Below are 13,772 nucleotides of genomic sequence, written 5' to 3' on the forward strand. Positions count from 1 at the left end.
ATAGTAAGTAGTTATTTTAGTTTATAAACACATTACCAATTTTAAATAATCATGCACATTGCTTTTCTCACACCCGAATATCCGCATGCCAATATTGCTAATTCGGGAGGTTTAGGTACCAGTATTAAAAATTTAGCATCAGCTTTAATTGCGGCTGGTGTAGAGGTGACTGTGTTCGTATATGCTCAAAAAAAAACTATGGTTTTTGAGGATAACGGTATTCAGTTTCATCTGATAGAAGACAGAAACTACAAAGCATTTAAATGGTGTTTGTATCGAAAGTACATTCAGAACTACTGTAATTCGATTATAAAAAAACAAAATATTGATTTAATCGAAGCGCCAGATTGGACCGGAATCACTGCGTTTATGAAATTCAAAGTTCCGCTGATTATTCGGTTTCATGGTAGTGATACTTATTTCTGCCATATTGAGAAAAGGGCACAGAAAAGAAAGAATTTTTGGTTCGAAAAATTAGCTACCCGTGGCGCACAAGCTTTTATAGCACCCACGGCATATGCAGGAAGTCTCTCGGCTACATTATTCAATATCCAAAATAAAATAATAAAAACAATACACTACGGTTTAGAATTGTCTCAATTCGAAAATGAAAATCCGCTTACGTTCGATCATGGGATGATATTGTACATTGGAACCATTATTCGAAAAAAAGGAGTTTTTGAATTACCTGCTATTTTGCAAAAAGTAACAGAGCAAAATCCTGCAGCAAAGTTAGTTCTAATTGGTATGGATTCAGGTGATATTTCAACCAATAGTCCTTCGACCTGGAAACTTGTAGAGCAAGAATTTAAAAAATTAGAACTCTCCAATTATACGTATTTAGGACAAATAACCTATGATTGTGTTCGCAAGTTCTTGCCTCAGGCTAACGTATGTATCTTTCCTAGCTTTGCCGAAACACTGGGTATGGTAACCATTGAGTCTATGTCATTACAAAAACCAGTTGTGAATACCAATCTTGGATGGGCACAAGAATTGATGGTCGATGGTCAAAGTGGTTATCTTGTCGATCCCAAAAATCATACGCTATTTGCACAAAGAATTCTAACCATTTTAAATGATGATGACTTTGCTGCTCAAATGGGTCGAAAAGCAAATGAATACGTAAATGAAAATTTTGATATAAAAAAAATAGCGCAACAAAACATACAGTTTTATAACCAATTTGTAAAACGATGATTATAGTTTACCATCAACATAATAAGGTGTGTCGTGTAAAAAGGGACGTAAATGATATTGCTTTCGATTCCAAAAAATCAATTGCAGCAATTTTATTTCACAATGCAGCAGCTTTTCCAGAAGAACAATTGATTTGGTGTGACGAAAAATATGCTCTGTTTTTAAATATCGAAAAGATTGGTAGTTTGTGTCATCATCAAAAAATAATGATCAGCTACGGAGAGCAGCAAAATCTTTTTCTACAAAAGGAAATGGGATATATTGAACAATCACCATTTTTGAAAGTTAACAAAAAAGTGCGTTATCCTACGTGGATCATGAGCACAACTGTGGGCGTAATCCATGCATCGGCCTTAACTGTTTTTGAAGGCAAAATTAGTGCTGATGCTGATTTTGAGTATTTCCTGAATTCAGTGGCTAAAATCGGAATGCCAAACGGACTTTTCTGCTATTCTGAACCGCAGTTATTGTTCAAGGCAGCGTTGAAAAAAAAGCAAGTTGCTATAAGTAGTTTTACTTTATTTCGTTTTGTAAAACAGCATTTTAAAATACGTTGGTTGTTTTTGCTGCTTCTGAATCTTATTATATTCGAAAAGCGTTTTCCACTACTTCCTTTTTTGAGTGCTTTCTTTTTTCAGAGTCGAATGCAACCCTCCATTAGTTTCGAGAATTTGGAGATGCAGTCGTCTAATGTCATAAGCCAAAAGGATGTTACAATTGATGTAATTATCCCAACAATTGGCCGTAAAAAATATTTGTACGATGTACTGCAAGATTTGGCAAACCAAACACTGTTACCTGCCAATGTAATTATAGTAGAACAAAATCCAGAACTAGGGAGTGTTTCTGAACTGGATTATCTTACAATAGAAACCTGGCCTTTTGCTATAAAACATACTTTTACAAATCAGGCAGGAGCCTGCAATGCACGGAATCTAGCATTGGACCAAGTTACAAGTGATTGGGTTTTTCTTGGAGATGATGATAATCGTTTTGATAGCAATTTGATTGAAAAAATGTTTCAAAAAGCAGCGCAATATGGAACCACTGTCGTAACGACTAATTATATTTTAAAAAAGGAAATACAAGAATTCAACATCATTCATCAATCGGGAATCTTTGGTTCGGGCAACAGTTTTGTAAAGACTTCGGTACTACAAGACATTCGTTTTGACAATGCTTTAGAATTTGGTTACGGTGAAGATACCGATTTCGGGATGCAATTACGCAACCATGGTCAGGACGTGATTTATTTCCCTTCCTTAAAAATAACGCATCTCAAAGCACCAATGGGAGGTTTTAGAACTCCTTTTGTGCAAAAATGGGACACTGAAAAAATACAACCCAAGCCATCGCCCACTGTAATGTATGTGTATAAAAAACATTTTTCACAGGAACAAGTAAAGGGTTATCAATTGATTTTATTTTTAAAATTAATTAAAAAAGAAGCGGTTATAAACTATCTTGCCTTTCATAAAGAATTCAAAGCTAAATGGGGAGTAAGTCAATACTGGGCTGATATTTTAAAAGAAAGTAAGAATGAAAGTTAATTATATTTGTAATAAATTGCACGCAAGAATTACTGCATTTAGAGCACATCCTTTAACACGAGGAAATGTCGTGGGTGCCTTGTATAGATATATTAGTTTTAATACTATTCAAAGTTTATCACCAAGACCTAGAATTTATAAATGGATTGGTAATCTTCGATTTTATGCTCAAAAAGGAGATGCGGGTATTGTAGCAAATATTTATTTTAAACTTTTTGATTATGAAGATTCTATGTTTTTGATGGATCACCTTAAACCTGATGACTTATTTGTAGATGTTGGTGCAAATGTGGGGCACTTTTCCTTGCTAGCTGCGGGTGTTTGTGGTGCAAATGTGATGGCTTTTGAACCTATACCAACCACTTTTTTAAAGCTTAAAAAAAATAGTGAATTAAATGCATTGGAAACTAAAGTTAGTTTATTCAATTTAGGCTTAGGAGATAGAAATGATATTCTAAAATTCACTAAAAATAGAGACGTGATGAATGCTGTAGCTTTAGAGCATGAATTAGATGTTTTAAATGCTCAAGTACGAACTTTAGACGAACTATTAACGGGTAAAACACCAACATTTCTAAAGATTGATGTAGAAGGTTTTGAATTTAATGTTCTAAAAGGAGCTTTAAAAACATTGAATTCGGCCAGTCTTAAATATATTATAATTGAATTAAATTCATCTTCTTTAAGATATGGATATTCGTCGAAAGAAATTTTTGATTATTTAACTTTGTTCAATTTCGTACCTATTACGTATGATATTTCTACAAAAGAAGTTATTAAACAAAAAAGTTTTAATACGGAAAAGTTCAATACTATATTTATGAAACAAAATGATTAAACTTTATACAGATCAATCGTTTTTGACCGAAGCAAATAGAAAAGTAGTTTTTCCACTTCTATTTGATCTGTGGTATTTGCCCAATACTATTTTGTTAGAAAAATACCAACTGGTAGACTCTGTAGAAAGTTGTGATATTGCAGTTATACCTGTAGATTTGGCTCATTATGGGACGACAAAAATGATACACAGCTTTATACAAAAAGCACTTCACGCCAAGAAAATGGTTTGGGTATATAGTGCGGGTGATTATGGGCAAACACTAACGTACCCCGTGTATACCTTCAGGCACGGTGGCATTGGGAGTAGACTTGATAAATCAACTTTTGTTTTGCCTGCATTTATTTCAGACCCTTTAAAACATCTAGGTCATAAATTTGAGTCTTTGCATAAAGAATCAAAACCCCAAATAGGATTTGTAGGCCATGCAAATAATTCTGTTTCGAAAAGAATCAAGGAGCTGCTTATTTATTTAAAATATCGTTTTGATAAAATTACGGCAAAGTTAAAAACAGATGCGCAGCCTTTTTACCCTTCGAGTAGTAAAAGATTTAAGTTACTGAAATTACTGGCTGATGACGGTAACGTTGAAACTGATTTTATTTTTCGAAAAAAATATAAAGGTGGATTTACCAATCAACAAGATAGCAATCAAGGGACTACCGTGTTTTTTGAAAATATAGATCGAAATCCTTATACTTTTTGTCTGCGAGGCGCAGGTAATTTTTCGGTTCGATTTTATGAAACCTTGGCGATGGGTAGGATTCCGTTTGTGATTGACACCGATTTTAAGTTACCTTTGAATCATAACATTGATTGGAAAAACCATTGTGTAATTGCTTCAGAAAAACAAGTAGTTCAAAAATTATTGTCTTTTCATAATTCAATTTCCGAATCAGATTTTAAAAAAATGCAAGTAGAAAACCGCAATTTATGGCTGAATTTTCTAGAAAGAGAAGCTTATTTTTTACAAGTTTATACCGTTTTTAAACAGAAAATAAATGAAGTTTAGTTTAGTCGTTTGTACCTATATGCGTCCGCAAACTGTTTTGCAACTTTTGCAGTCGGTACAGCTGCAGACTTTATATCCCAACGAAATTTTAATCATTGACGGGAGTCCAACCGATGATACAAAAATTATTTTTGATAACAATCATATTGAAAATTTGGTTTATCGAAAGGTATCTCCTGAATTTCGAGGGTTAACAAAACAGCGCAATTTTGGAGTGCAAAATGTAAGTGCGTCTAGTGAAATTATCTGTTTTCTTGATGATGATACGGTGTTGAAGCCGGAGTATTTTTTTGAAATTATAGAAGTTTTTAAGCACAATCCAGAGTATATTGGAGTGGGTGGCATATCAATTAATGATTACCTATGGCAAACTAAAAAGCCTGATGTCAACTATGATAAAAATAGATTTTATGAATTTGAAGGATATGTCTATCCTGAAGGCCTGCGTAATGTAGTGCGCAACAAACTGGGTTTGTCCTCGGACTTAGGCCCAAGTAGAATGCCTGCTTTTTCACACGGGCGTACTTGTGGTTTTCCGCTCAATGACAAAATTTATGAGGTAGATTTGTTAATCGGAATGTCAATGTCCTTTCGAGCTAAATTATTTAAAGAAATTAGTTTTTCAACCTATTTTGAAGGATATGGTTTATATGAGGATGCCGATTTTAGTCTTCGAGCTTTGAACTATGGCCAGAATGCTATAAGTACCAGGGCGCAATTGTACCACAATCATGAACCTTCGGGCAGACCCAATCAATACCATTATGGCAAAATGGTGGTACGAAATGGCTGGTATGTATGGCGAGTAAAAAATCGAAATCCTAAATTTAGAGACCGAATTAAATGGCATACAATTACTTTGGTATTGACAATGATTCGTTTTTTAAATGTAATTACGACCAAACAAAAGAAAGCCGCATTTACAGAGGCTATTGGAAGAACCGTTGGCTGGTGGAGTTTGTTGTTTAGTAAGCCTAAAATAGACAAATAAAAATCGTGACATTATCATTTAAAAAACAAATAGCACATGCAATTATTCCTGTCTACTTGGACCCATCACTTAAATCAGTTGATTTATTCCTATCTCTATTTTTGCAAAAGCGAAAGTCTAGATGTCACCATTATTCAAGATACGAGTATAGTTCACAACGGTGGTTTGTTACTTGTAGAGGACAAAAAGATATTTTTTGATTACTCTGATGATCCTCAATTTATAGATAAAATAGAAAAGTTTGATTTATATTTCAAGAGATCGCTTCGAGAAGAGTGTTTCAAAGGAAACGTTTACCCTTTAAATTTTAATGTGCCTTTATCTTATAAACCACATCTTTTATTTTTAAATTTAAAAAAGGATTTATTATTCGATAGAAGAAGTAGAATTGAGGTATTAAAAGCATTGGATTTATTTGGTTTGGTCTTTAAATCTTCTCATAAAACCCTGAACGTTAATAGGTATCCTGAAAAGGTTGTCGACCATGGCGGGAGAGTATTGTTTCATACACGATTATGGAACCCGGATAATCATCCTGACTTGGAGGAAAAGGAGAGGAGAAGGTTGCAAAACGATTTTAGAATAAATGCGTGTCGAATAATCAAGAAAAATTTTGAAAATGCATCTGTAGGATTGACTATGGATAACCTTTCGATAGAAATAGCGCCAGATTTAATTTTAACTAAGAGAGAATCGAATAAAAATTATTATCTGAATACAGTAATGCATCATGATATTGGTATTGCCGATGACGGCTTGAAGGATTGCCCTGGTTGGAAAATAGGAGAATATTTATTTTATGGAAAAGCTGTTATTACCACTCCACTTAACATAATTGTAGACAATTTTAAACCCAAAATTAATTATGAAATGCTATCTAGTCGTTCTGCTTTTGAAGAATTACCAGATAAAATTGATAGTTTGTTGAAAGATAAACGGTATTTACAAATGGGAAGTAGAAATAAAGAGTGGAGTACAAATTATATTCATCCACAAAATTATTTAAAAAGAATACTTACTTTGCTAAAAGAAAAATAGAATATACTTAAAATTAAGAAGTCCCTAAAAATAAGTGATTGCAAAGGAATCTTGCAGAAAGAAATTAAATACACTATGAAAAGAATACTGATTCGTTTAAGGCAAGGGTTTCGTTTTTTGTACATAAACACACTGATGGCTTTAGGTAGAAATAAAGTACGTATACCAGAATTGATATTCCCGATTTATCTCCGTCCTAAATCATCAGATATTTTAGCTTTTCATCAAATATTTACATTCAAAGAATATGATATGAACTTTGGCATGACGCCCAATTTTATAATTGATGCTGGGGCTAATATTGGACTTTCGGCTGTCTTCTTTTCTAATAAATTTCCAAATGCAACCCTTGTTGCCATAGAGCCAGAGAAAAATAATTTTGATGCGTTGAGAAAAAATACTGAAAATTATCCAAATGTTTTATTAGAGAAAAAAGCATTGTCAAACCAAGACAATTTATTTTTTGATGTTATAGATAAAGGTTATGGTAATTGGGGTTTTGTAACCGAAAATAAGAATATTAAAGGGAATACTAAAATTGTAGATACAGTTCAAACCATCACTATCGATGCTATTATGGCTACTTACAATTTAGAGTATCTTGATTTGCTGAAAATTGATATTGAAGGTGCCGAAAAAATTCTCTTTGAGAGTAATTATGAAATTTGGTTGCCCAAAACTAAATGTTTGCTCATTGAATTGCATGACGGTATTACCAAAGGAAGTTCCCAAAGTTTTTTTAAAGCAATCAGTAAATATGATTTCAGCTATTTTAATAGAGGAGAGAATTTATTGTTTATTAATAATGCCATATGAAATTCCTAATCGTCACACATGTCCCGCATATTCTAACGCAAAACAATTACTTTGCCTATGCGCCTTATGTGAACGAAATGAATATTTGGATTGAAAACGCAGATGAACTTAGTATCCTTGCACCGAAGAGCGTGGACAAATTATCGGCTATTGATGCCAGCTATGTTCATGATCGTATTCAGTTCATTCCAATAGCGAATTTTGATTTTTTAAATATTAAAAACAGTTTTTTGGCGGTTACAAAATTCCCCAAAATATGTTGGAAGATGTATAAGGCAATGCAACAAGCAGATCATATTCACCTTCGTTGCCCTGGTAATATAGGATTGCTGGGTTGTTTCGTTCAGATTTTATTTCCAAATAAAACAAAAACCGCAAAGTATGCAGGTAACTGGGATCCGAAGTCACCTCAACCATGGACATACAGATTACAATGCTGGCTGTTAAACAATAGCTTTTTAACTAGAAAAATGACTGTGTTGGTATATGGTGAATGGCAAAATCTATCAGAAAACAGTAAACCGTTCTTCACCGCCACCTACAGAGAGACTGAAAAAATAGAAATCCCAAAGAGAACATTTGATGGAACGATAAAATTCATATTTGTAGGGACTTTGGTTCAAGGGAAAAACCCATTGTATGCCATAAAATTAGTAGAACAATTACTTTCGAAAGGTGTAACGGCTACGTTAGAATTATACGGAGAAGGAGTGGAAAGACAAATGCTAGAAGACTACATTGTCAAGAACAAATTAGAAAACTCAATTACTTTAAAAGCAAATCAAAGTAGAGAAATACTCAAGCAAGCCTACCAAAACACTCATTTTGTACTATTACCTTCGGATAGTGAAGGATGGCCAAAAGCAATTGCTGAAGGAATGTTTTGGGGCGCTGTGCCTATTGCAACCGCTGTTTCTTGTGTGCCGTATATGCTTGATCACGGTCAAAGGGGTATTTTAATCGAAAAGAATTTAGAAAAAGATGTGGTAGACATTTTAGATCATATTAATAATGTTCAAAAATACCACACCGTTAGTGCCAAAGCATGGGCATGGTCACAGCAATTTACTATGGATAGATTTGAAATAGAAATTAAAAAATTTCTCCAATCATGAGAATTTTACAACTTATTGATTCTCTCGAAGCCGGCGGAGCTGAGCGTATGGCAGTTAATTATGGTAATGCACTGGCGAGCTGTATTGATTTTTCGGCAGTGGTATCAACTAGAGCCGAAGGACCTTTAAAAGCAGCACTTTTACCTACTACGCATTATTTTTTTCTAAATAAAAAAAGGGCACTCGATCCCAAGGCAATTTGGAAATTGAGACAGATAGTGAAGCGACATAAGGTCGAGATGGTGCATGCGCATAGTACGTCCATCGTGACTGCTTTTTTGCTTAAACTTTTTTGCCCTTCGATAAAACTCATTTGGCACGACCATTATGGCGATAGTAATTTTTTGAATAAAAGAGATAAAGGGTTGTTTCGAATGATATTGCCCTTTTTTAACGGGATTATATCGGTCAATCATGATTTGAAAAAATGGGCGATAGACCAACTTCATTTTGCAAACACCGTATACATCCCTAATTTTCCCGCCGTAGATTTAGAGACTACTGCTGCGATACGTTTAGAAGGCGAAGCCAATAAAAGAATCGTTTGTTTGGCTAATCTTCGACCTCAAAAAAATCACTTTCTATTATTAGAAGTTGCTTTGTTAGTGAGACAATCGCATCCCGACTGGACGTTTCATTTGATTGGAAAGGATTTTGACGACGACTATTCTTTTCGAATAAAAGCAAAAATAAAAGCTCTAGATCTAGAACAAACCATATTTTTATATGGTACTCAAAATGCTGTTCAGGAAATTTTAGCGCAAGCCAACATCGGAATCTTAACATCAGCTTCTGAAGGCTTACCAGTTGCTTTGCTTGAGTATGGTTTGGCAAAGTTAGCAGTTGTCACAACAGCTGTTGGAGAAATTCCGTCGATTATTACTGAGGACACAAATGGTTTCTTAGTTTTAAATCAAGAAGCAACTGAATTTTATGAGAAATTAAAGCAATTGATTGAGAGTACTCAGCTACAGAATAAATTTGGGTTGGCATTAAATAAAACCATAAAAGAGTCCTACTCGCAAGAAAGTGCACTCGACGTCTATATGCCGTGGGTTCAAAAAATAGTGAAATGAAAAAAGAAGAGATTAATTATATAATTTTATTACTAATCCATGTCGGCATTGGGTTTTTGGTGTATTTGCTACCTATCCTTGCTAAGCTATACGGTTTTTTAGGTCTGTTTATTGGAATGTATTACGTGATTCAATCAAAAAACAGGAATCATGAATGCCTCTATGCAGCAGCTTATTTGGTAGGAAGTGAGCTTTTACTGCGAATGACCAATGGAAATATCACCTATGAGTTTTCAAAGTATGGGGTGATGATCTTTATTTTTATGGGAATGCTTTATACTGGTTTCTCTAGAAAAGGATATATCTATTGGTTATTTATTATACTACTAATTCCGGGTGTGATTTTGTCTACATTCTCGTTAAATTTTGATACTGACATCAGGAAAGCAATTGCCTTTAATATTTCGGGGCCAGTTTGTTTGGCTTTTGCAGCTCTTTATACCTATCGTCGAACTTTGACATTAGAACAATTTAATAATTTACTATTAAGTCTCGGGCTTCCAATTGTAAGTGCTTTGATCTACTTAATTTTTTACACGGCACCAATTCAAGAGGTAATTACAGGAACAGCAAGTACATTTGCAACTTCTGGTGGTTTTGGTCCTAATCAAGTAGCTACTTATTTAGGATTGGGAATGTTTGTATTTTTTTCTAGGGTAATTTTAGAGTCAAAATCAAAAATTATTATTGCTGTTAATTTGATTATTGCTTTCAATTTCTTCTATCGCGGAATGGTTACTTTTTCTAGAGGAGGTATGATTACAGGTTTATTTATGATTTCGCTCTTACTATTTTCATTGTATTTCAAAGCAAATGGTCCGGGCAAGGTAAAATTAGGTGTAATCATAATTATTATTAGTTCCGTTCTCCTTGCAGCATGGAGTTATACATCCTTGCAAACGGGAGGGTTGATTAATAAGCGATATGCTAATCAAGATGCTGCCGGGCGCGAAAAAGAAAATCAATTTTCGGGTAGGCAAGAAATTGCATTAGATGAAATAGAAATATTTTTTGACAACCCTTTAATAGGAGCCGGAGTGGGTAGGGGAGCAGAATTAAGAGAACAAAAAACAGGTGTTTTCGTCTTATCACACGATGAAATTACAAGAATGCTCGCAGAGCACGGTTCTCTTGGAGCCTTTGGCTTGCTTATTTTAATACTAACACCGCTGTCGCTCTACTTACAAAAAGGGTATAATATTTACCTACTGTGCTTGCTATCTTTTTGGTTTTTAACCATTAATCACGCCGCCATGCGTACAGCTGTTCCTGGATTTGTATACGCCTTATCATTGCTCAACGTCAATTTAAACCCAAAGAAAAAGCAAGAGCTAGCAACCCAATAAAAATGGTTGGTAGGAGCGAAGTTTCTATTCTAATTAACTAAATTGCGCTTCAAACCACGATTAAACATGTACAAGGATAAAATTCATTTTGAGATATCAGAAAGAAAAGCGATTCTACATCTATTTGATGTCTTTTTCGTTATCCTTGCTTTGTATTTGGTGGGGACTTATTTTGATGCTCGCTACCTAAAAGAGGTGGTAGCTACCAAAAGTTGTTTACTATTACTCGTTGCATACCTCAATGTTTTTGGTATTGTTTTCGAATTTTACAACCTGCAAGTGGCTAGTAATGAAGTACAGGTATTAAGGAGTACATTATTGTGTGTTTCATTTACGGTATTTGTTTATTTGCTTACGCCCATTTTTTCACCTGTTTTACCTACCAATAGGTTACAGATTCTATTATTTTTCACGGTCATTTTCACGGTTCTTTTGTGTTGGAGGTTGTTTTATGTAAAATATTTGGCATCAACTAGATTTAGTCAAAATGCATTATTAATTTGTAGCGAAAGTGAAGTAGAGTCGCTTATTCAAGGATTAGAGAATATTGATCCACATTACAAAATAATCGCTTTCTCAGCAACAGACAGCAAGAGTGCAGCGCAATTAGATATAAGCCATTATATCGAATGTGTAGCAAATGAGAACCTACAAGCGTACCTGCAAAGCCATGGTGTTTCTGAGATTGTGGTAGCTTCTCAAATGAGTAACGGCATGTCACCTGCACTGTACCAGCAATTAATAAAAATATTAGAATCGGGTAAAATTATTAGAGAATACACTCAGGTCTATGAGTCCAAAACGTACCGCGTACCTGTGCAGTATATGTCGAGTGACTTTTATCGTTTTTTCCCTTTTAGTCGAAGCAATCAAAACAAGCTGTATCTATTCGTAGTTCGAATAATCGAATTAATAATTGCGTCAACAGGACTGCTCGGTGGACTTGTCTTATTACCCTTTATCTTCATCGGAAATTTGTTGGCCAATAGGGGGGAACTACTCTACAGTCAAGAACGTATTGGTAAAGATGGCCATCCCTTTAAGATTTTGAAACTTCGAACAATGGTCAAAAATGCCGAAAAAAACGGTGCCGTATTTGCAACTTTGAACGATAGTAGAATAACCGCCTTCGGTAAATTTCTTAGAAAAACACGGATAGATGAGTTACCGCAATTTATAAATGTACTCAAAGGAGAAATGGCAATTATAGGACCAAGACCAGAACGTACAGAGTTTGTGGAATTAATTGCCAAAAAAATGCCATTCTATGAGACAAGGCACATTATAAAACCAGGCTTAACCGGATGGGCTCAAGTCAATTATTCATACGGAGAAAATATTGATGATAGTTTAATCAAGTTACAATACGACCTCTACTATATCAAGCATAGAAGCTTTTTTCTAGATCTAAATATTACGTTCAAAACCATTACCACTGTGCTTTTTTACAGAGGGCAATAACTAGTACAATCACCGCAATCAAATTGTATTTGAGTTTGTAATCATTCAAATAACAAACATAAGTCAACCTTTTCAGACTCTTTAAATTCAATAAATCAGTTGTGAGAGTACTATTGACAAGATCTTGGTTCAGTCTTCCTCTTCTTTCTTTTCGAAAAAAAAAGCTAAGAATCACCATTTATATAATGATTGAAATTCGCTTATTGTGTTTAATGGCTAGTTTGATTAACAAATACCCGTTTGCCAAAATCATAGGCAATACAATTAATATATGTGCTTTGTTTAGCAACATAAAAAGGTAGACCACCAAAAATAAAATACTGAAAATAGCCAAATAATACAGCCATTTTCTTCGCGTTGCACCATAAAAGCAAAACGAAAGGATCAGTAATGGATTAAATAAAAGTACATTGTAATTGTTTGCCAACTCCAAATGACCCGAATAGAAGCCTAAAAACACAAACAAAATCCCGATGGCTCCCATGATAAAAAAGTAAACTTGATTAAATAGTTTATTGTTTAGAACGACTAGCAAAATAAGAAAACCAAGGTAGGTGTAAATGTTATTCCACCAAGACGATGCTATAGTAGGCTCATATTTTAAAAGCGTCTTAGTACCTGTTGAAACCAGTTTTTGGTTTTTGTAGGTTGACAATTTTAGATTCTCCATTAAGTCCAAGGGCAAAAAGATATGATCACTCACACGATCTACTTTAGACCCAAAAATAATACTGGTACCCAATTGTTCATAAAAATGATTGTCAAAGTATCGGTACAAGATAGAACGATAGGTCAATTCTTGTTTGCTATGGAGCGTGATTGATGGCTCGCCCAATGTTTTGTTAATAAGATCGATAACCATTGAGGTACAATTTTTATCAATAAACTTGTAGCGGTACACACTTTCGCCAGAGGTCAAAGCAGTGTTGAGGTTATCAAATATTTTTTGCTTCATTTCCAAAGGCACATCCAAATCCTGTTCGTACACATCTCTTTGCTCATAGGTGTAGTCTGCCATAAAATCATTAAAGTGGTGTGTGACTGCAAAATAATCCAAGTCTCCTTTTGCAAATTTTGCAACAAAGTTTGGGGTATTAAAGTCAAATGCACCGTAGTTGTACACCACATCGACATGGTTAGGTTCATCTGCAATTCGCAAGGCAGTGTGTCCAAACAAGGAGTAAGATTCGTTTCCCGTGCCACAAGTCAAAACACTTACTTTAGCTTGGTCAGATAATTGTATGCTTTGTCCGTAAGTGTAAGTGGAGAAACTAAGTACTAATGCAAAAAAAAAGGTGATTCTGAAAAGGAATGTTTTCATAGTTTTAT

The 13,772-nt window shown here is 34.4% G+C and carries 12 protein-coding genes; 11 read left to right on the forward strand and 1 reads right to left on the reverse strand.

All coding sequences use genetic code 11. From position 1 onward, the window contains the following. Positions 1–51 precede the first annotated feature (51 nt). The 11 genes from FFWV33_RS07960 to FFWV33_RS08010 all read left to right on the forward strand — a co-directional run bounded on the left by FFWV33_RS07960 (position 52) and on the right by FFWV33_RS08010 (position 12,443). Positions 52–1,200 carry a glycosyltransferase family 4 protein gene (locus FFWV33_RS07960; protein WP_108740410.1) on the forward strand — a complete coding sequence of 383 codons (1,149 nt, stop codon included), beginning with the start codon at positions 52–54 and terminating at the stop codon, positions 1,198–1,200. Beyond that, positions 1,197–2,750, forward strand: a complete 1,554-nt coding sequence (locus FFWV33_RS07965) for a glycosyltransferase family 2 protein (RefSeq protein WP_108740411.1) — start codon at positions 1,197–1,199, stop codon at positions 2,748–2,750. Before FFWV33_RS07960 ends, FFWV33_RS07965 begins: the two co-directional genes overlap by 4 nt. After that, positions 2,740–3,588, forward strand: coding sequence for an FkbM family methyltransferase (locus tag FFWV33_RS07970; protein WP_108740412.1), 849 nt, complete (start codon positions 2,740–2,742; stop codon positions 3,586–3,588). Before FFWV33_RS07965 ends, FFWV33_RS07970 begins: the two co-directional genes overlap by 11 nt. Beyond that, positions 3,581–4,600 carry a hypothetical protein gene (locus FFWV33_RS07975; protein WP_108740413.1) on the forward strand — a complete coding sequence of 340 codons (1,020 nt, stop codon included), beginning with the start codon at positions 3,581–3,583 and terminating at the stop codon, positions 4,598–4,600. Before FFWV33_RS07970 ends, FFWV33_RS07975 begins: the two co-directional genes overlap by 8 nt. Beyond that, complete coding sequence (locus FFWV33_RS07980; protein WP_108740414.1) at positions 4,590–5,591, forward strand: glycosyltransferase family 2 protein; 1,002 nt, start codon at positions 4,590–4,592, stop codon at positions 5,589–5,591. Before FFWV33_RS07975 ends, FFWV33_RS07980 begins: the two co-directional genes overlap by 11 nt. Positions 5,592–5,627: 36 nt before the next feature. Further along, positions 5,628–6,629, forward strand: coding sequence for a hypothetical protein (locus FFWV33_RS07985; protein ID WP_108740415.1), 1,002 nt, complete (start codon positions 5,628–5,630; stop codon positions 6,627–6,629). Between the two features lie 135 nt (positions 6,630–6,764). After that, positions 6,765–7,445, forward strand: a complete 681-nt coding sequence (locus FFWV33_RS07990; RefSeq protein WP_159085989.1) for an FkbM family methyltransferase — start codon at positions 6,765–6,767, stop codon at positions 7,443–7,445. Next, a complete protein-coding gene (locus FFWV33_RS07995) occupies positions 7,442–8,560 on the forward strand; it encodes a glycosyltransferase family 4 protein (RefSeq protein WP_108740417.1) in 1,119 nt (372 codons plus the stop codon). Before FFWV33_RS07990 ends, FFWV33_RS07995 begins: the two co-directional genes overlap by 4 nt. Next, positions 8,557–9,636 carry a glycosyltransferase gene (locus FFWV33_RS08000; protein ID WP_108740418.1) on the forward strand — a complete coding sequence of 360 codons (1,080 nt, stop codon included), beginning with the start codon at positions 8,557–8,559 and terminating at the stop codon, positions 9,634–9,636. Before FFWV33_RS07995 ends, FFWV33_RS08000 begins: the two co-directional genes overlap by 4 nt. After that, a complete protein-coding gene (locus FFWV33_RS08005) occupies positions 9,633–10,982 on the forward strand; it encodes an O-antigen ligase family protein (RefSeq protein ID WP_108742497.1) in 1,350 nt (449 codons plus the stop codon). The genes FFWV33_RS08000 and FFWV33_RS08005 overlap by 4 nt, the downstream gene beginning before the upstream one ends. A gap of 66 nt (positions 10,983–11,048) precedes the next feature. Next, the gene (locus FFWV33_RS08010; protein ID WP_108740419.1) at positions 11,049–12,443 is read left to right on the forward strand and encodes an exopolysaccharide biosynthesis polyprenyl glycosylphosphotransferase; all 1,395 of its coding nucleotides are present in this window, start codon (positions 11,049–11,051) and stop codon (positions 12,441–12,443) included. A gap of 178 nt (positions 12,444–12,621) precedes the next feature. On the opposite strand, the gene FFWV33_RS08015 is transcribed toward FFWV33_RS08010, so the two are convergent. Beyond that, positions 12,622–13,764: a lipoprotein N-acyltransferase Lnb domain-containing protein gene (locus tag FFWV33_RS08015; protein WP_108740420.1), complete on the reverse strand. Its 1,143-nt coding sequence runs from the start codon at positions 13,762–13,764 to the stop codon at positions 12,622–12,624. Positions 13,765–13,772: the final 8 nt, after the last annotated feature.

It is taken from the genome of Flavobacterium faecale (assembly GCF_003076455.1).
Lineage (GTDB): Bacteria > Bacteroidota > Bacteroidia > Flavobacteriales > Flavobacteriaceae > Flavobacterium > Flavobacterium faecale.

Coding starts and splice junctions, on each gene's coding strand:
- FFWV33_RS07960 (WP_108740410.1), top strand. CDS start 52: ATGCACATTGCTTTTCTCACACCCGAATATCCGCATGCCAATATTGCT.
- FFWV33_RS07965 (WP_108740411.1), top strand. CDS start 1,197: ATGATTATAGTTTACCATCAACATAATAAGGTGTGTCGTGTAAAAAGG.
- FFWV33_RS07970 (WP_108740412.1), top strand. CDS start 2,740: ATGAAAGTTAATTATATTTGTAATAAATTGCACGCAAGAATTACTGCA.
- FFWV33_RS07975 (WP_108740413.1), top strand. CDS start 3,581: ATGATTAAACTTTATACAGATCAATCGTTTTTGACCGAAGCAAATAGA.
- FFWV33_RS07980 (WP_108740414.1), top strand. CDS start 4,590: ATGAAGTTTAGTTTAGTCGTTTGTACCTATATGCGTCCGCAAACTGTT.
- FFWV33_RS07985 (WP_108740415.1), top strand. CDS start 5,628: ATGCAATTATTCCTGTCTACTTGGACCCATCACTTAAATCAGTTGATT.
- FFWV33_RS07990 (WP_159085989.1), top strand. CDS start 6,765: ATGGCTTTAGGTAGAAATAAAGTACGTATACCAGAATTGATATTCCCG.
- FFWV33_RS07995 (WP_108740417.1), top strand. CDS start 7,442: ATGAAATTCCTAATCGTCACACATGTCCCGCATATTCTAACGCAAAAC.
- FFWV33_RS08000 (WP_108740418.1), top strand. CDS start 8,557: ATGAGAATTTTACAACTTATTGATTCTCTCGAAGCCGGCGGAGCTGAG.
- FFWV33_RS08005 (WP_108742497.1), top strand. CDS start 9,633: ATGAAAAAAGAAGAGATTAATTATATAATTTTATTACTAATCCATGTC.
- FFWV33_RS08010 (WP_108740419.1), top strand. CDS start 11,049: ATGTACAAGGATAAAATTCATTTTGAGATATCAGAAAGAAAAGCGATT.
- FFWV33_RS08015 (WP_108740420.1), bottom strand. CDS start 13,764: ATGAAAACATTCCTTTTCAGAATCACCTTTTTTTTTGCATTAGTACTT.